Annotated in this window: 18 protein-coding genes; 6 read left to right on the top strand and 12 right to left on the bottom strand. The window is 39.9% G+C overall.

Features of this window, described 5'->3' with window-relative positions; genetic code table 11:
- Nucleotides 1-44: 44 nt before the first annotated feature.
- A complete protein-coding gene (gene kapB / locus A5N88_RS21525) occupies nt 45-434 on the top strand; it encodes a kinase-associated lipoprotein KapB (RefSeq protein ID WP_066269852.1) in 390 nt (129 codons plus the stop codon).
- Between the two features lie 585 nt (nt 435-1,019).
- Nucleotides 1,020-2,234, top strand: a complete 1,215-nt coding sequence (locus A5N88_RS21520; RefSeq protein WP_066270782.1) for an MFS transporter — start codon at nt 1,020-1,022, stop codon at nt 2,232-2,234.
- A 168-nt stretch (nt 2,235-2,402) separates the two neighbouring features.
- On the opposite strand, the gene A5N88_RS21515 is transcribed toward A5N88_RS21520, so the two are convergent.
- On the bottom strand, nt 2,403-2,792 hold the full coding sequence (locus A5N88_RS21515) for a hotdog fold thioesterase (protein ID WP_066269850.1): 390 nt from the start codon (nt 2,790-2,792) through the stop codon (nt 2,403-2,405).
- 229 nt (nt 2,793-3,021) lie between these two features.
- Here A5N88_RS21515 and A5N88_RS21510 point away from each other — a divergent pair, with 229 nt between their 5' ends.
- Nucleotides 3,022-3,369, top strand: coding sequence for a YuzC family spore coat inner layer protein (locus tag A5N88_RS21510; protein WP_066269847.1), 348 nt, complete (start codon nt 3,022-3,024; stop codon nt 3,367-3,369).
- A 243-nt stretch (nt 3,370-3,612) separates the two neighbouring features.
- On the opposite strand, the gene A5N88_RS21505 is transcribed toward A5N88_RS21510, so the two are convergent.
- From A5N88_RS21505 to A5N88_RS21490, 4 genes are all read right to left on the bottom strand, one after another.
- On the bottom strand, nt 3,613-3,813 hold the full coding sequence (locus A5N88_RS21505) for a hypothetical protein (protein WP_066269843.1): 201 nt from the start codon (nt 3,811-3,813) through the stop codon (nt 3,613-3,615).
- 75 nt (nt 3,814-3,888) lie between these two features.
- The gene (locus tag A5N88_RS21500) at nt 3,889-5,016 is read right to left on the bottom strand and encodes a GerAB/ArcD/ProY family transporter (protein ID WP_083953250.1); all 1,128 of its coding nucleotides are present in this window, start codon (nt 5,014-5,016) and stop codon (nt 3,889-3,891) included.
- 18 nt (nt 5,017-5,034) lie between these two features.
- Complete coding sequence (locus A5N88_RS21495) at nt 5,035-6,246, bottom strand: Ger(x)C family spore germination protein (RefSeq protein ID WP_066269842.1); 1,212 nt, start codon at nt 6,244-6,246, stop codon at nt 5,035-5,037.
- Nucleotides 6,239-7,864: a spore germination protein gene (locus A5N88_RS21490; protein WP_066270779.1), complete on the bottom strand. Its 1,626-nt coding sequence runs from the start codon at nt 7,862-7,864 to the stop codon at nt 6,239-6,241. The genes A5N88_RS21495 and A5N88_RS21490 overlap by 8 nt, the downstream gene beginning before the upstream one ends.
- Nucleotides 7,865-8,165: 301 nt before the next feature.
- On the opposite strand from A5N88_RS21490, the gene A5N88_RS26575 reads away from it, so the two are divergent.
- Nucleotides 8,166-8,465 carry a YczF family membrane protein gene (locus A5N88_RS26575; protein WP_496197090.1) on the top strand — a complete coding sequence of 100 codons (300 nt, stop codon included), beginning with the start codon at nt 8,166-8,168 and terminating at the stop codon, nt 8,463-8,465.
- A 117-nt stretch (nt 8,466-8,582) separates the two neighbouring features.
- Here the strand turns inward: A5N88_RS26575 and A5N88_RS21480 are convergent, their stop codons facing one another.
- Nucleotides 8,583-10,085, bottom strand: a complete 1,503-nt coding sequence (locus tag A5N88_RS21480) for a leucyl aminopeptidase (RefSeq protein ID WP_066269841.1) — start codon at nt 10,083-10,085, stop codon at nt 8,583-8,585.
- Between the two features lie 151 nt (nt 10,086-10,236).
- Between A5N88_RS21480 and A5N88_RS21475 the strand changes: the two genes are divergently transcribed.
- Complete coding sequence (locus tag A5N88_RS21475; RefSeq protein WP_066269839.1) at nt 10,237-10,695, top strand: divergent PAP2 family protein; 459 nt, start codon at nt 10,237-10,239, stop codon at nt 10,693-10,695.
- A 245-nt stretch (nt 10,696-10,940) separates the two neighbouring features.
- Here the strand turns inward: A5N88_RS21475 and spsC are convergent, their stop codons facing one another.
- The 5 genes from spsC to A5N88_RS21455 form a co-directional block, all read right to left on the bottom strand.
- Nucleotides 10,941-11,651: a stationary phase survival protein SpsC gene (spsC, locus tag A5N88_RS21470; protein WP_066269837.1), complete on the bottom strand. Its 711-nt coding sequence runs from the start codon at nt 11,649-11,651 to the stop codon at nt 10,941-10,943.
- Nucleotides 11,652-12,100: 449 nt separating this feature from the next.
- Nucleotides 12,101-12,418: a YuiB family protein gene (locus tag A5N88_RS21465; protein WP_066269835.1), complete on the bottom strand. Its 318-nt coding sequence runs from the start codon at nt 12,416-12,418 to the stop codon at nt 12,101-12,103.
- A 216-nt stretch (nt 12,419-12,634) separates the two neighbouring features.
- Nucleotides 12,635-12,769 (bottom strand): YuiA family protein, encoded by a 135-nt coding sequence (locus tag A5N88_RS25665; RefSeq protein WP_198160330.1) that lies wholly within the window; start codon nt 12,767-12,769, stop codon nt 12,635-12,637.
- 371 nt (nt 12,770-13,140) lie between these two features.
- Nucleotides 13,141-13,404, bottom strand: coding sequence for a hypothetical protein (locus A5N88_RS21460; protein WP_066269833.1), 264 nt, complete (start codon nt 13,402-13,404; stop codon nt 13,141-13,143).
- A gap of 282 nt (nt 13,405-13,686) precedes the next feature.
- Nucleotides 13,687-14,904 carry an NAD(P)/FAD-dependent oxidoreductase gene (locus A5N88_RS21455; protein WP_066269831.1) on the bottom strand — a complete coding sequence of 406 codons (1,218 nt, stop codon included), beginning with the start codon at nt 14,902-14,904 and terminating at the stop codon, nt 13,687-13,689.
- Nucleotides 14,905-15,495: 591 nt separating this feature from the next.
- On the opposite strand from A5N88_RS21455, the gene A5N88_RS21450 reads away from it, so the two are divergent.
- Nucleotides 15,496-16,491, top strand: coding sequence for an NAD(P)/FAD-dependent oxidoreductase (locus tag A5N88_RS21450; RefSeq protein ID WP_066270773.1), 996 nt, complete (start codon nt 15,496-15,498; stop codon nt 16,489-16,491).
- A 169-nt stretch (nt 16,492-16,660) separates the two neighbouring features.
- Here A5N88_RS21450 and A5N88_RS21445 read toward each other — a convergent pair whose 3' ends face one another.
- Complete coding sequence (locus A5N88_RS21445; RefSeq protein WP_066269829.1) at nt 16,661-17,023, bottom strand: HesB/IscA family protein; 363 nt, start codon at nt 17,021-17,023, stop codon at nt 16,661-16,663.
- Nucleotides 17,024-17,380 lie beyond the last annotated feature (357 nt).

The following is a 17,380-nucleotide window of genomic DNA, read 5'->3' as shown; positions in this document are numbered from 1 at the left end:
TTCCTTTCATAATATAATCATATTCAAAATAGGAGGGAACATCAGTGAATATCGGACAAACTGTTACGTTTTTTTATAAAACAGGGAAATACATAGGCGAAATAACACAAAGCTTTCCAGACCGCTATGTTGTCAAAACACTCGCGGTATTAACTCATCCAAAGCAGGGAGACCTTCACAATCCAAAAGAAACAGACGTACCCTTTTTTCATGAAAGAAAGGCATTGGCTTATAGAGAACAGGCTAACATTCCGATAAAAATGGTCAAAGCATATGATAAAGACATTCCCGACTACAACGATTCTTTAAAAACAGCCTTTACCGCTTTAAAAAGTGAGCTTTTAAGCGAGGAGACTGAATTTAACCAGAGAAGTCTTGAATGCCTTTCAGGAATAAAGAAAGAGTATGAACTAATGTACGTTATTATCTTATAGCAATTGATTAAGGCTGTTTTCGCTTAGATTGTTGTTTACGTACAAAGCAGCATAGCATCTTTTGATAAGCTAATCACAAGTTATAATACTAGAACCTGGATTTTAAATTATTATTTTATCTTAAATAGCAATTATGTTGACGAAAAGAGCCTTAAACAAAAATGGGCTCTTTGACCTTTTTTGTTTATTAATCATTCCATCCACAACGAAAAATGTACCTTTTCCTTCTTAATAATTCCGTTCTTGTCTTAACAAACCTCTAAAAAAAGCACGCCTTATTCCGCCCAAATGCTTCGTTTCTCTAAATTTCCTGAGCATACCACTTGATGGGACAAGGTATTTTTCGGTATGATAAATTTTAGTAAACCGAAATACAGTGGACAATTATCTCCTCCATACTCTCCATTAGAAGTCTGCAAAGTTTTCATATGTATGGTAAAAGCTCTGAATACTTGCGGCTCAACAAATGTATTTTCATAATGTGCTTTGTTAAAGCATGCAGGCATTGATGCTGCTCATATTTTTCACATATTAAAAGCAATCGGATGCTTTAATAGGGTCAAAACAGAAAAGAAGGTGTTTAGTATTAGTATAGAGAAAAGGAATTTGCGAATAATGGTTGTCTGCAATTTCCTGGTTGGAGCAAGTACGACAATGATTATGCCTTTTTTATCGTTGTACATTAAATCTCTCGGACATTTCAGTGACGAATATGTACAGCGCTGGGCAGGTTTCATTTTTGGTGTTACCTTTCTCGTTGCTTTCCTTATGTCTCCAATCTGGGGACGTTTTGGAGACCGTTTTGGGTTTAAACCGATTCTAATTATTACGGGTTATGGGATTGCAGCAAGTATTTTTTTTATGGGAATGATGAAGCATGTAGAAGGTTTATTCTTTCTAAGAATGTGCATGGGGATTGTAACAGGCTTCATTCCTACATCCATGGCATTGATCTCCTCGCAAACCCCGAGGGAAACTGCCGGCAAAACCCTTGCCACCCTGCAAATGGGCTCTGTTGGAGGCACGTTATTTGGACCCATTATCGGGGGTACCATGGCAGATGCATTTGGTTTTAAATATACCTTTATTATTACAGCCATTGCCATCACCATTTCTACAACAGGAGTCCTCTTTGGGATTATAGAAAAGAAAAAAGATCGCAATGCATCTCAGGCAAAGAATTTTACAAGAAAAGACGTTATTAAAAGGATTGTGGATCATCGTATCCTTCTCATGGTTATGATCATTGCCCTCCTTATTCAACTGGCGAATTTCAGCGTCCAGCCTTTATTGGCCCTCTATGTGACAAAGCTGACAAATGGAGGGAATGTCGCCTTTCTTTCAGGCCTTGCTTTTTCAGCAACGGGATTTGGCAACATCCTTCTGACCAGGCAGTGGGGCAAGCTTGGAGACAAGATCGGCCATGAAAAAGTACTGATGCTGCTCCTTGTTCTTGCTTGTATTTTTATTGTTCCTCAGGCTCTGGCCAGTTCATTATGGGAGCTTATTCTGTTCCGTTTCCTTTTTGGAATGGCTATAGGCGGAATGAACCCAAGCATAACCGCGTTCATCCGGCTCGAAGCGCCGCTTGGCATGCAAGGCGAAGTACTTGGCTATAATCAAAGCTTCCGGTTTCTTGGCAATGTCTCGGGTCCCGTTCTCGGCGGGATTGTCTCAGGAATAATCGGAATATCCTCTGTCTTTTACGTAACTGGTTCATTATTCCTCATTGCCTTTTTTGTCCTTTGGATTAGTGTGCATCATGACAGGAATCACCATCATTTACATCATGGGGTTTAATATGCGGGCTTTGTTGCCTTTCAGCTCAATCACTTTCACTTCTTTTGAAAGGGATTGAACCGAAAAAAGAAGAAGTTTCAAATTAAATGATGAATAAAACCAATATGTAAAAAAAGCACCTGCCAGTTCAAGTTTGATCCTGCACTGGCAGGTGTTTTTTTAAGTCTGTTATTCTGATTTTTTTGGCACCACAGCCATCGTACATCTGGATAAACAGATAAGCTTTTCTTGCTCATCCTGAATCCGTATCTCCCATACCTGAGTGCTTTTCCCTTTATGTACAATATTTGCGATGGCTGTTACCAGACCGTCCCGTTTGGAACGAATATGATTAGCATTAATTTCGAGTCCAAAGCATATCTCCGTTTCACTGTCGATAAGAGCTGCTGCCCCCACACTCGCAACAGTTTCTGCCAGTGCAACAGATGCACCGCCATGCAAATACCCGAATGGCTGCCGGGTCTTTTCATTTACAGGCATTGTGGCAGTCACTTTCCCTTCCCCTATCTCTATAAATTTCATGTCCAGCGCTTCTATTAAAGTGTTTTCAAGATTCATGTCCAATACCTCCCTATCTATTGTACTATTCAAGATAAAGGCTAGAAACTCCTGCCAAACGGCTTTTAACAAAAGGCTTTTTTCAGCTGGAGCAGCGATTCAAAGACAACTGGACTATTTGTGCCCGATCCTTCTTCTTGGGATAACTCATGAAAATGGTCTACATTATCTAAAAGCTGCCTTCATATAGTATTTGTATGACGCCCAACCAAGCAAAGGAGATGGAAGCATGTATCGTTATTATCAATATACTGTTCCAGTCTATCCGCCCGTCTCTCCTTACTATCCCCCCTTCCGCCAGCTGCCTGCCATTAAAACAGAACAGTTTATAAAATCAGCTAAAATTACAGTCCCTTTACTCAAGGATGCTGAAACCTTCATAAAACGCATCTCATCTTCTGCTTCCTTTACCAAAAAGTTTATGGAAGAAGCTCAAAAGTCGCACACAAGTGAGCTTACAAAACTGTTCAGACAATTGCATTTATCCTCCCAGCCAACAGTAAGATACAATCCAACCGGAATCATCGTCTCCTTCACAGACTCAGATGCACAAGTTGTGCTGAATATGAGATGGTGAATAGAAAAGCGGAAGGGACCGTCTTATCGGCGACCAGCATAAGCCAAGTCGGCATGAAGGTTTGCTCTTTAACCATCTTGTCGACTTGGCTTATGACCTCGAGCCGATATTGATCTTTATCCTTCCTACGGAGCTGAACAATAGAAAAGCGGAGAGCGACACTTAACAGCTGCGTTAAATCGACTAAACCCAAATAAAACCATAAGGCTATGTACCTTATGGTTTAAGCTCGTGTAAACGGAATTAATAATAGTATCCTCCGTAGTAGTATCCTCCGTAGCCTGGGTAAGCACCGTAAGGATATGGCACAGGGCGGGGTCTCACCAAGGCGCTTCCCAATAGTCCTCCCACAAATCCGCCAATAAGCGGGGCACCTAAAAAAGGAAAAAATCGTGAAGGATAAGGCCCTTGGGCCGGACCTGGGACTTGTCGATAATAATTCAATTTGGTAACCTCCTTTTTTACTCTACACCATATGTATATGCACAATCAATGAGATTGGACTGGGCATAGCCGGCATTAGGAATGGGGCATCATCTGCTCATCTTTCTTTGCAGCCTTTTTCCGGTTTTTAAAAAAAGCAATGATAATGGTTAAAACCGGCAGACCTACCTGCATCGGAAGGTGAAAATAAATAGGGACAATGGAAAGACCTTCTTTTATATGCTCAGTGAAATCACTGGCAATGGCCATTGAAAATAATAGCAATAATACCCCGAGAGGATACACCAATCTGTTCCGGTCAGGAATTTTAAAAACACTGGCTACTCCTTCAACACTTGCATAGAAGTACAAGGATATCTTAAAAAAACTTCCAATTATGAGTGCCAGCATAAAAAAGACATCGAGTCTCTCTAAAAATGAAGCTACTTTTATTTCTTGAATCGTGGAAAGAAGCGGAAAAGGTGATCGTTGATTGACATCGGCGCCCAATACAGACACATTCACCGCCATAGCCAATGCCAAATTTATGCCACTTAGAGCTATGCTTGAAAAGCAAATGGCTTTGGCTTTTTTGGGGTGATTTAAGTAGGGCAGAATCATTGTAAAGACAATCATTTCTCCAAATGGAACATAAAGCGTTTGAGTATATACAACCTTCAAAATCGGCTTGATTCCAAATTCAAGCATCGGCTTCAAGTGATTCATATCAATTAAGCCAGAAACAATTACCAGAACGAAACCCGCTATAGCAAGCAGGTACAACCACAAAAAGAATATTTCGCCTGTTCTGGCCAGTACCTCAATCCCCCTTTTAACTCCGTAAATAATGGCTACAACCATTAGAGCATGAATGATAAACAATGGAGTTTCAGGATAAGCAAAGGCTAAAAGTAATTCTCCAAAATCCCTGAGGACTCTGGAGGATAAATATAAAAAATACACAATATACAATAACCCGAAAAAACGGCCTAGAAGGTTTCCATATACTTTTGGCAGATAATCTGTAAGAATCAAATCAGGATAGTACAGATAAAGACGATAATAAATGTAAAACAGCACAAGACCTGACAGGGATCCCAAAAGTATAGCAAGCCAGGCGTCCTGCTTGGCCTGTATCCCCAGGGAAATGACAAGAGAGGTGCCCATTTCAAATAAAACAATGAGCACAAAAAGCTGGTATCCGCTGATTTTTGCCTTTCCCACTCTCTTACCACCTTTCCGTTAGCTTTTATTTAAGTCAGAATGAAAGGGTTTATTCCGAAGCTCTGTACGGCGAATAAATACATGCACCTTTACTTTTACATCAAGATTAGGAAAATATTGCTCATTCCAGTTTTTCTTCACCTTATTCCAGTACACAGCGTCTTCCCGATGGATGGTTTCTCCAAAACCAAACACATCACTCTTCTCTTTTTTCACCCTATTGATGGAGGATACTAATTCCTTTTTTACTTGGTCAGAAGCAATTTTATTTAGCTTTCGAATCACAAAGGGATCATTAAGGTCAATCGAAGTATTTGCTTCTCCTATATTTCCTTCCATTTTTGCATCAACCGTAACGGATGGTTTTCCATTTTGAACTTTTGCTTTAATCATTGATTTGCTGCTAAAGGTTTCAAATGCGATTACGCCTTTTTTGCCTTTCCAGTCCAAATTGTAGGCAGTACCTTTTAGCTTGCCTAAAATAAGGCTCGCGCTCCTGGCATCCTTTCCGGTCAACCAGCCTCTTAATTTCCCGCCTTTCATAATGGCAAGGCCTTCCGCACGTAGGGTTGCTGCATTTTTTGTGGTTTCAAGGTTTTCCTTGCCCATCCCTTTTTTTGGATCACCAAGTATTTCGAACCCGCTGATTAACGGAACGATTCCACTAGATACCAAATCCTCTATAATGTTTGAAACATCATTTTCAAACACATCGCCATAGGATTGTTCAGCAAATGCAGTCGTTTTGATAATTTTATTCGCTGGGATTTTATCAATTGGCGTGAGAGTTTCCAGCACATTTTCTGCAGTCCCATTTTTAGCAATTACCACAGCAGTTGTCGCACGAAATTCCTTGTCCCTTTCCAAATTATCCATGATGCCGTTAATTCCATCTCTTGCTGCTTTCTCTCCAATGACTACAAGATTGGTGTGAGCAAAATAAAGCCTTCTGGAAACAGTGTCAGCCCCTTTTCTTGCTGCCTCTACCATGTTCCTTCCTTTCGTTTGATAGACGGCGACAGGAAGCCCCTGTGAAGCCCCCTGAAGAGAAGAGCCTGCAACATTTCCCGGATTAACCAGCTGGAAGCTGGCCAAGTATTGTCCGTCATCTGTTTTATCGATACCGACAGCAATGACAAAGGCAAGATCAATTAATTCTTTTCTGCTCCAGCATCCGGATATAAAAAGGAAACTACCCATTAGGCATAGTAGAAGCAGTTTTTTACCCATTATTCCCCCCACCTTTTTTACTCGAATTTACTGATTCAGCAGGTAATTCGGGTCCCTGATTGCTTCCCTGGCGTTTCTGATTTGAAGAGCTTATATATTCCGGACGGTATTTCATAGCCCAAAGAGGCAGACGAAAGAACGTATCGCCAATATTTTTAGGAATAAGAGGAGCTAGAGGGCTCATATAAGGAACGCCAAAGGACCGTAGACTGCACAGATGGATAATCATAATCAGCATCCCGATCATAATTCCATAAAACCCAAACGTAGCAGCCATCACCATAAAAATAAACCGAATGATGCGGGCGGATATTGCGATAGCAAATGCAGGCGTTGCAAAGCTTGCAATCGCAGTAAGAGACACCACAATGACCATGGCCGGTGACACTAAGCCGGCTTGCACCGCTGCCTGGCCAATAACAAGGGCTCCCACGATGGATACAGCCTGTCCAATGACTCTTGGAAGTCTTAATCCTGCTTCTCTTAGTATTTCAAACGTAACCTCCATAATCGTAGCTTCCACAAACGCTGGAAACGGTACGGCTTCCCGCTGAGCAGTAATGGTAATAACAAGAAGAGTCGGAATCATTTCCTGGTGAAAGGTGGTTGCAGCAATGTAAACAGCCGGCCCCACCAGGGAAATAAAGAATACCAACACTCGCAGGAAACGAAGGGCAGTGGCAATATCAAATCGGCTGTAATAATCATCTGTACTCTGGAAAAATTGTATAAAAACAGACGGCGCAATTAACACAAAAGGGGTTCCATCCACTAAAATAGCAATTTTCCCTTCTAGAATTTCCGCCGTTGCCACATCCGGCCTTTCAGTATGGAACAGGGTAGGGAAAGTTGTAAACGTTTTATCCTCAATCAGCTGTTCAATGTATCCAGATTCCAGGATACTGTCAATTTCAATCTTTTTTAATCTTGACCGAATTTCTTCTAAAATTTCATCCCTTGCAATTCCCTTTACATACATTAAAGCCACATCAGTCTGAGTTACCTTGCCAATCGTCATGGTTTCTACCCAAAGATTGGGATTTTTAATTCTTCTTCTAATCAAAGCAGTATTTGTTCGAAGAATTTCGGTGAATCCTTCCCTCGGCCCCCGTACGGCAAGCTCTGTTTCAGGTTCCGTAATGGCCCGCTTCTCCCCCCCTCTGGAGCTGACAATCAGGGCTTCATTCGCTCCTTCTATGAGGACAACTGCTTCACCTGATAATAAATAATGGTAGGTCTCATCCCAGTCATTCACAATTTCAACGTTGCTGACACTCAGGATATTATGGGCCATTCTTTTCAAAAGATCATTTCGTGAGCCTGATGGTACAAATTCAGAACCATGAAATAATGTACTAATGATTCCTTCATTAATGATTTCTTTATTTACTAAACCATCTGTAAAAATGACAGCAGCACGAGTTGATTCCGGTTGTCCAAATGTAATTTCACGAATCAAAATATCTGTGCTATGACCAGTGGTTTTTCTGATTTCCTCTAAGTTCGCTTGAAGGCTTGAGCTTAGCTTGGTACGGTCTATCTCTTTGGCTTCACCACTATTTGACTGGGGTTTCGTTTGTTCCTTGTCTTTATTGAAGGATTTCCACCAAAAAGGCATACCTATTTCCTCGCGATCTTTTTTGTCATTTCTTTTAATTTTTACTAAGAGCATAGCGATTATGCAGATATTTCTAATCATCCGTATCTAAGGTTCCTAAAGCGGGCATTCTAACATTACTAAAAAGTATATTCTTAGAGGCTTTATTCCTAAGGTTAGCAGCAAAAAATGGATATATACCAGATAACAAACTTGGGTATAAAGGACAAAACGTTTTGAAGGCTGAATGATAAGGAGCTCTCCGGTGTAAGAAAAGCAGCAAACAATTCAAAAACAACCATATTAAAATACATTGTTTAATATGACGGTAATTTTTCGCGATACCATTGTGCATAAAGCAGCAACACTAAATATTAAAAGATGGGAAGCGGCCATATTGAAGATTATTATGATCACTTTTATGTTATTTGTTCTCTTATATATGCTTACAATAGGATTTGATTTTTTAATGGGATTCTCTTTACGGGATGCATTCTGGAACTCATTTACTCCTTTTTCTGTCATGAGCAAAACAGAATTTGCAGTCCTCTTCTTTTTTATCTTTTCATTAGGCTATCACCTTATCTTTCCTTTATATAAAAAAATGAAAGGAAACCAGTGAACGGATACTTGTTTCGCGGTGGGCTAAAAAAAGTAATGCTTGAAAGGGAGGCATTCCATCATAATCGCAGATAAACATGGCCCTGCACAAAAAAAGAAGCCTGATTCGGCTTCTTTTTTAGTGTATAGGCTCAAAAGTCTCGACAAGTAAAGCAAGTGTCCTTACCATAACGCCTGTAGCCCCAGACGGTCCAAGTTCATGCTCTCTGCTCGTAGTAGCAGTACCCGCAATATCTAGATGAACCCATGGAGTTCCTTCAGCAAATTCCCCAATAAATGCACCGCCCATGATGGCATGGCCTTCACTTCCGGGTGAATTGTTCAGATCGGCAATCTTTGAGCTCCTGACTCTTTTTTTATCATTTTCTGTATAAGGAAGCAGCCAGATAAATTCCCCTGCTTCAAAGGATGCTTCTACGACCTGCTCGTAGAAAGCTTCATGATTGGTCATGGCTCCGGTTTTATCAAGACCCAGTGCTGTAATGACACCGCCGGTTAAAGTAGCTACATCCACTAAATAATTTGCACCATGGTGCTTAGCGTACGTAACGGCATCTGCAAGAACAAGACGTCCTTCTGCATCTGTGTTTAATACCTCAATTGTTTTTCCATTCATAGAAGTAATCACATCATCAGGTTTAAAAGCAGATCCGCTAATCATATTGTCAGTCGAACCAATGACTGCCACAACATTTTGTTCCGGCTTTAATTCACCGATGATTTCCATGGCACCAAGCACAGAAGCCGCACCGCCCATATCGGTTTTCATCCCGACTATTCCTGCTTTTGTTTTAATGGAATAGCCTCCGGTATCAAAAGTAACTCCCTTTCCAACTAAACCAATTACATCTTCCCACTTCTCTTTACCCTGATATTTCAGTACAATCATCTTAGGGGGTTCAATAGATCCCTTATTAACAGCAAGGATGGCACCCATTCCGAGTTTTTCCATATCTTCTTTTTCAAGTATTTCCAACTCGAACTCATATTCTCGGGCCAAATCAGCTGCATAGGCTGCTAAGTCGCTGGCTGTTAATAAGTTGCCTGGAGTATTGACAAGGGTACGTGCAGAATTAGTTGCTTTTCCGTAAACATAACCAACATGAAGCGCAGATTGGATTTCATCCATATCCCCATCGCTATACACATTTATTTTATTAATAGTGACCTCGGGCTCATTGGACTTTTGCTTATACCCCGCGAATTCATAGCAAGCGAGGGCAAAGGCTTCGCTAAGTGCATGGGCGGCATCTGTAAAAGAAATCTCATCTGTGATAAAGGTATCAAGCAAAACCGATACTGAGACTGCCTTCAATTTCCGAATTTCCTTAAAGGCTTTTCCAAAGGATTCTTTTAATCGATCAAAGGTTAAACCTTTCTCTTTTCCTAAGCCAATAAAATTTAATCGTTTCGTTTTCATTTTCCCAAGGGTATGTACTGAAGAAAAGGCTTTAAATTTGGCAGAAAGATCACCAGACTTTACAAGCTCGGTTAATTGTTTTCCAAATATGTCATCCAGCTCTTCCAGTTTGCCGCTAAACTTCTCAGGTATATCCCTTACGCCAATTAGAACACAATCCTGACTGGCAACAAAAGGATTTGAATTTAATGTTTGAAACATTCCTTTCACCTCCAATATAATTATAGCGGAAATAGCGATTAAATGAGGAAAAACAAAGAAATTTTCAATAGGTAAGATAAACTTCATTTCAACATAAACTATAATTCAGCACAGTTAATTGCCATCAAAAAAGATTGAAAGGACGTTTATTATGGGTTTTTTAAGTAATTATCCGCTTTGGTCAGCCATTATTGCCATTTTATTTGCACAATTTATCAAGGTTCCCATTCAGCTTATAGCAACAAGAAAATTAAATTGGTCGCTTATGACCTCCACGGGCGGAATGCCCAGTTCCCATTCTGCTGGCGTCACAGCCCTTACTACTGCAATCGGGATTACTCAGGGTTTTCATTCACCTATCTTTGCCGTTTCCACTGTATTTGCGATCATCGTTATGTTTGATGCTACAGGTGTTAGACGGCAGGCCGGTGAACAGGCAATCGTCCTTAATCAGCTTGCAGCTGCCTTTTATAAATTTGTTGAAGACGCAAAGGATTTGCAAAACCGTAAAGAATTAAAGGAACTTCTCGGCCATAAACCATTGGAAGTGCTTTTTGGAATCATTACAGGCATTTTAGTAAGCGTAGTGATCTATTATATCGTTTATTAGGATATTTCTTCCTAAATCTTAAAAAGCAATCACAAGAAATGTATCCTAAAACGTCTTAAGCGAATTAGGAGAAATATACCACTGAAAGGTACAGACCAATTTATGACAACAAAAGGCAGGAAGGAACCACGGTATGGATTCCTTCCTGCTTTTCTTTTTCCAGTGCTTGTTTACCCTATTCGTATGCTACGGCCGTTTCACACGAATGATCTATGATAACTGCAGTTATCACCCTTTTAAAATCCTTATTCTTTATTCCCTTTAATATACTGCTGGCGGTACACCTGCATAGCTTTATTTTCATTAAGGTTTTTTAATGTTTGTTCAGTCAGTTTTCCCTGACCCATTTCCACTATGTACACATCAAGCGACTTTTTCCCCCATTGCTGGTATACATCTTTCACTGTTTCATAATAAAGATCCAATCTGTTCCCTTTAATTGCCGAGCCTGTATCTGCTACGACCCCATATCCATAACCTGGAATAAAGAGAATGGTTCCAATTGGAAATACCCGGGGATCCGCAGCTATGGTGGAATATAAATCACGTTTCACTTTAACACCTGAGTACGTAATGCCATATTGCGGAGAGCTTGGGTCCTTACCCGTTGACTCTACACCTGCTGTATATCCCGTAGCCATCACTTGTTTTTTTGGGAAAACAGTCCAGTTCACTTCATTTTCCAGTGTTGGCTTTGGATGTTGAAGAAGGGAATTCGCAGACATAAACAGATTGTTCTTATCTATAAGATTCAATGTTTTATAAGAAAGGCCGGTTTCTTTAAAACCGAAATTATCCCCGCTGTTAAGGAACGGCGTTTGATTGCCAATTTGTTGATACATTTCTCCATTTACTGTTTGGGCTTTTACCCCTGAAATAGATTGAAAGGTTGTATAGAGCGCCAATAAAAATAATACAATCATCACTACTCGTTTCAATAATGGTTTAATTGTCATTTTTTTCACTCCTCCCAAATCTAATCGTTTCCCATTGGGAATAGAATTATTCATGAGAGGTTGAAAAAACTTAAAATTCTGTATACAAAGAAAAGCGCAAGCGTCTTGCTCATCGGCGTATGGATTCCGGAGTCTTCGACTGAGATAATGGAAACTAGATGTTGACTTATCGCAGGGAGATGACAAAGAAATCTGCTTGCCGATAGGTGCTGGAGCTAGACAAGAGAAAAGAAAAAGTGTTAGTTTCTAAACTGCTCGTTTTTCAGCTCATTTTATAGTAAAGAAAGGAAGCGAAAGCAAACAAGTTTGCTTTCGCTTCCTTTCTTTACTGTAACCTTTCAGCTTAGCTGAAAGACGTGTGAAACTTCCGTTTCACACGAATGAGCTAAAAAACAACAGAGTCCATTTGCTCACTTTGCTAAAAGGACGGCATCCTTTATATGTATGAGTTAAAACATTCTATATCCCTTGCTGCGTAGCATTTTCATTGCAGCCCCCGATGCAAGGGCACCTAAAAAACCAAACGAAAGTATGGTAATATCGGATGGATGTAAAGATGACAGCCTTACTCCTAATTTTTGGAACGCATCCCCTGAATTCGTAAAATATTCTGCAAAACGGACGTTATCAATAATGAGTATAGCTATGATTGGATAAATGATTCCCATAATCCACGTCATTCTAAGAAGCATATTTAAAATAAAGCCAATTCCAAAAAAAAGCACAAAAAATAACAACATCGATATAATCAGTATTGGTATAGTCATTACCTGCGCTCCTCCCTTGCCCCTAAAACAAGTGTACTGAAAGTTAATAATTCAGTCAATAATCCCAAGTTTCTTTCTATTTATATGAGTGAATTTCATCATTCTGTCCTAAAATGACTCAAGACTTTGAGCTATTTTAAAATTGATTGTTATACATATTTAACCGTCAAAAAAAAACACCTTATCCAAGTTGAATAAGGTGAGAATGGCAGTTCGTTATGCAGTTTTATTTTTACCGGTTCCATCACAGCAAGGGCAGGTCTCTGAACCACCCAGAATAAGCTGAAAATATCCCTTACCTGAACAATATTCACACGATTTTGTTTCTGAAGCTGTTGTGTTTCTTTTCATCAGCGACCTCTCCTTTTTTCTTAATTGTCAGATAATATAACATACTTTTTTCTATTACGTAAACAAGCAAAAGAATCGATGTAAACGGATACAAGTAGTGTTTTCCTTTTTATATCTTCTTTTCTCTCTTGATATCAACTTTTTTCATTTTTCTAAATTTTTAAATTAAATTAATAAATAAATTAGTACAAATGTGGATTTATTCCATGACGGCCTGTAAGTGAACAGAAGCATGTGAAAATAATTAAAAGAGGCTGTCCCAAATGGTGCAATGATATCAACTGACGTTAGCTTCAACAAATTTTTTTGCTTGTTGGTTTTCACTGATGGTTAAATCAAAATTTGGATTGTACATAGATATAGGCAGCGTTCTATTGTCCTGCTGGGTTGATTTCCGCTTCAGGCACTCGCTTTCCGCGGGCGGCCGGGAGCCTCCTCGTCGCACGCTCCTGCGGGGTCTCCCTAAGGCCAGCTGATCCCGCAGGAGTCTCGCACCTTCCGCTCCAATCAACCTTTGTTTTAAATCCAAATTTGGATTGTACATAGACATAGGTAGCGTTTTGATCATCCTGCCAGTTGATTTTCACTCCGAATACTCGCTTTCCGTGGGTGGTAGTGGAACCACATCGTTGCATGCTTTTGTGGGATCCCCCAATGACTGGCTTAACTTGCAGAAGTTTTTTGTCTTCCACTCTAATCAACGTTGAGTCAAAAGAGCATTGGGTATTACTAGATATGCTCAGCGCTTTTCGTCCTGCCTGTTCTTTTTCTGCTCAAATAAATTTTTACAGAGTCACCGTGCTATTATTCGCACCAAGTGTTCTTCTCCCCTTTTCCTTTTTCTGTCCAAAAATAAAAAAGAGGTGACTAAAAAGGCCGCTTATAACCACCTTTTGAGTCACCCCTTCCGATCTATATTAAAAGAAATTAAATTTGCCCTTTTTTAATAATAGTGATGTACCGCCAATCATAAATAACGCTCGGTCATCCACTACTTTTTTCATAACAGATGCGGCAGTTCCCTTGATTTTTTTGCCGTATACAATTCCAATCGCATCGTCTTCGCCCAGCGAGCAAACAGTACCCTTGTCATCGAATACAAAATTCTCGAGATTTGTTTTTCCTTGGATTAGCTTAGCGATATTACGTGCACACACTTCTCCCTGCTGCATGGCAATCTGGGCTGTCGGAGGATATGGCCGGTTGGTTTCCTCATTAATGATCATTGAACAATCTCCAATGACGAAAATATTATTAAATGCAGGCATGCGAAGATCCAAGTTTACTTTTACCCTTCCCCGCATGTTTTCAAATCCGGAATTGTCAATGACGGCATTTCCACGTACACCGGCTGACCAAATGAGCGTATTTGCTTTAAGCTCTTTTGGAGTTTCGCCTCTTTTTCCTATAAACACACAGTCTTCTCTAGCTTCCTGAACGGCTGTGCCGACATGGAACTCAACTCCTCTGCTTTCAAGCAAAGAAACAGCGTAATCAACCAGTTCACGATCAAATTGTGGGAGAATAGCAGGAGAGGCTTCCACACAAACGATCCGTACTTTACTTTGATCTATATCATAATCCTTGCAAAGCTCCGGAATTCTGTTTGTTAATTCCCCTAAAAATTCAATCCCAGTAAATCCAGCACCTGCTACAACAATCGTTAAACGGCCGTCCTTTTTTTCTTCTTCTGTATGATAAGTAGCAAATTGATATTCAATATGTTCACGGATACGCCTGGCAGCATTTACATTGGTAATCGCATAGCCATACTTATCAAGGCCTTTAATTCCAAAGGTTTCTGCATTCGCTCCCAGCGCAATGACCAGATAATCAAAGGATACCTCTTGATCTTTGAGGACTACTTTATTTTCCTTTGCTTTTACTTCAAGAACTTCCCCTTGAATAAACTGAACTTTATTTCGGTTGAGGACTTTGGTTACATCGTACCGAACCCTGTCGTGATGAAGCGTTCCTGCTGAAGCCTCATGCAGCCAGGTTGTTTCATAATGATATTCATTTTTGTTGATAATGACAATTTCAGCTTCATCTGAATTTAATTGTTTTTGCAGGCGTGTTACTGTCATCAGTCCTCCGTAGCCTGCCCCCAATATAACAATCCTAGTTTTTTTCACTTTTACCACTTCCACTCTGATTATTTTATCTCAGAAGGAATAATAACCCCATAATATATGTCTGAATTATTCCCCTTTGTTAGTGCCTTGTTTTTTCACTAACTATAATAAAAGCCTACTCTACATAAAAAAACATGTGATTGGCTTCACAAACACATAAAGAATGTCTCGAATTAGATAAAATTTTGTCAAATTATATGCTTTCTACCTTACATAATATTTCTTTTACCACGTTTTTTCAATATAAATCAATGAAGAGGGAAATTTAAGAAAATTTAGAATCAACCGTTGTTCTTTGTTTATTCCTCACTCTTTAAAACGTTTTCGCAGCCATGCAGAGAAACCCTTAATTTGACCCTAGTTTAAGACTTCTTTCTACTTAATATTTCGTTTATTACAAGACTCTGTTGTTTTTTACCTCATTCGGGTGAAATAGACATTTATTCAACTCAACTAAAAGGTAATGAGGTGAAAATCGAGAAGTTAGAAATTAACAGAGCCAACTATTTAGGATATAATATGGTTCAAAAGATAATCTAATCTATATATGCTATGATGATTGGATTGAGGTACATATTGGAGGGATTTATGTTGAAAGAAGACGAAAAAGTTTATGACATAACCATCATTGGCGGAGGTCCTACCGGCTTGTTTACTGCCTTTTATGGCGGTATGAGACAAACGAGTGTAAAGATCATTGAAAGCTTGCCTCAATTAGGCGGACAGCTTTCAACCCTTTATCCGGAAAAATACATTTATGATGTAGCTGGTTTTCCAAAAATCAAAGCCCAGGATTTAGTCAATAATCTAAAAGAGCAATTGTCCCGATTCTCTACTGAGTTCTGTCTTGAACAGGCTGTGAAAGAGCTTGAAAAACAAGCTGACGGAGTGTTCAAGTTGACGACTGATAAAGAAGTCCATTATTCAAGAGCCGTTATTATTACTGCAGGAGCGGGAGCTTTCCAGCCGCGTAAACTGGAGCTTGATAATGCTGCACAATTTGAAAATACAAACCTTCATTATTTTGTAGATAATATGGAACAATTCCGTGGCCAAAAGGTAGCTGTTTTAGGCGGAGGAGATTCGGCAGTTGACTGGGCACTAATGCTGGAGCCGATTGCTGAAAAAGTAAGTTTAATCCATCGCCGCGATAAGTTTCGTGCCCATGAGCACAGTGTAGAAACTCTCGAGAATTCATCTGTAGAATTAAAAACACCTTTTGTTCCGACAGAAGTGATCGGTGACGAGAAGATTACCCAAATTGTCCTTGAAGAAGTAAAGGGAGAAAGAAAAGAAGTACTTGATATCGACGCTCTCATTGTCAACTATGGCTTTGTTTCTTCCCTTGGACCCATTAAGGAATGGGGACTTGATATCGAAAAGAACTCTATTGTTGTCAATTCAAAAATGGAAACCAATATTCCAGGAATCTACGCTGCCGGCGACATCTGTACATTTGAAGGGAAAATTAAATTAATTGCGACTGGTTTTGGCGAAGCCACTACAGCCATCAGCAATGCAAAAACGTACTTAGATCCAAAAGCAAGAGTCCAGCCAATGCATAGTACTTCCCTGTTTCCATCTTAAAAAGCAAGTTTTCGTAAACCTTGCAATTCTGTGTATGCAAAGCAGCAATCTATGCAAAAACAGCCATAAACAAAAAGCCTAAGACATAAAAAAGACTTGAACCTGTCTGGTTCAAGTCTTTTTTCATGCTGACCTTTTATCTTTTTATGAAGAGGTTAACCTAACTGGATCAGCAATTTTCCGGCTTACCTACATTAGTTGCAGTACGGAAAGAAGAACCGCACCCGCAGGATGCAATGGCATTTGGATTATCAATTGTAAATCCTCCTCCAAGGAGCGACTTTTTGTAGTCAATCTTGGTACCTTGAAGGATCAGCTGACTCTCCTTATCGACAAGAACTTGTATGCCGTGCTGCTCGTCTCTCGCATCATCCTCTTTCGCTTCATGGTCGAATCCCATGCCGTAAGACAATCCGCTGCAGCCGCCGCCATTCACTGCAACACGAAGGAAAGCACCTTCTTCATCATTTTGTTTCATCATATCTTTAATTTGTAATGCTGCAGCTTCCGTTATGTGGACTACACTAGCCATGCTGCCACCTCCAAATGTTATTCCGAATTTTACTTACTAGTATATACCTTTCCTTTAGGCCTTACAACTAATCTGATTTAAATGGATTTTTTTCCTGCCCCTCTATTTTTTTGTGAAATGCATCATTATAATTAGGATATAGGTCCTTATGAAAATAGAACTAGCAGAAAAATAGAACCGATGTTTATCGACGACCAACATAAGACGAGCCATTTGCAAGGTTTGCTCTTTAATCTCGCGGACGGATGGGCTTATAACCTCGAGCCAATGCCGCCAGGAGCTGGACATCTAGAAAAGAGGAAGTCCTGCAGAGGCTGGTTTACCTGCACCGCCAAGCTAGAGACAATATATTACATC

Source organism: Heyndrickxia acidicola (genome assembly GCF_001636425.1).
GTDB lineage: Bacteria > Bacillota > Bacilli > Bacillales > Bacillaceae_C > Bacillus_AE > Bacillus_AE acidicola.
This window is presented reverse-complemented; position numbering and strand designations above follow the sequence as displayed.